Source organism: Rhizobium sullae, from assembly GCF_900169785.1.
Taxonomy (GTDB): domain Bacteria; phylum Pseudomonadota; class Alphaproteobacteria; order Rhizobiales; family Rhizobiaceae; genus Rhizobium; species Rhizobium sullae.
This window is the reverse complement of the sequence record NZ_FWER01000165.1, coordinates 1-865: the sequence shown is the minus strand read 5'-3', so window position 1 is coordinate 865 and position 865 is coordinate 1. Positions and strand designations below refer to the sequence as shown.

General features: G+C 54.2%; 1 tRNA gene. It reads right to left on the bottom strand.

The features are described 5' to 3' along the window. Window positions 1–689 precede the first annotated feature (689 nt). Window positions 690–765: transfer RNA gene (locus BN1800_RS39540), tRNA-Ala, on the bottom strand. Window positions 766–865 lie beyond the last annotated feature (100 nt).

The following is an 865-nucleotide window of genomic DNA, read 5'->3' as shown; positions in this document are numbered from 1 at the left end:
CTTCATCGCCTGTGCATGCCAAGGCATCCACCAAATGCCCTTACGACACTTAATCGTTCTCATTGCCAATGCTCATCCATAGTTGGATTTGGAATTCCTGTCCTTCTCGCTTGCGCTCAAAGGGGGTCCAAATCTGACAATCCGGACAACTTCTCAGTTGCCGCAGCCGTCAGACCAACAATCCGGTTACCTTTTACAACCGGATCATTTCAGATGCCATCGACGTGTTCGATAAGATCGCTTTATTGGAGCTACGCCGAGCAGCTCGCTTGCGATCTCATCTTAAGACCAGCTTCTCGAGATCAAATCCGGTGGCGCGCGGTCAGGCAACGCCAATCCAGCACCGTCTGTCAGATGAACGCCAAAGCCTTCAAACAACAACAATGCCTCGGGACAAGCTTCCTTCCTACATCCGGCTCCTCTTTCGTTTCCGGTCGGCTAGACCTTCAACGACATCATTGGAACCGGCTTCGGACGCCGAAGTTAAACCCAAAAGGGCAAAACCCGACACCTGGAAGCCTCCAGATCAATCTTCTCTTCACGATATATGCAGAACAGGCATCGTCACGCGGACGATGCAAACTTTGTTTTTCTTCAGAAGACAATTTCTGTCGCGCCGGGGCGCCAAAACGTTTGGCGACGCGCCTTGCGCTACGCTTCGTTGCCGCCAGTCTCGACACCAATCGATATGGTGGAGCTGAGCGGGATCGAACCGCTGACCCCCTGCTTGCAAAGCAGGTGCTCTCCCAGCTGAGCTACAGCCCCATCAGCTCGATCGCCCGGGGCAAACCCAGGTTCGGCAACATGCCGCGTCTCGGCTCGTCAATCCCTCAGCCATCACTCGCAAAATGCAAATGGTGGGCCC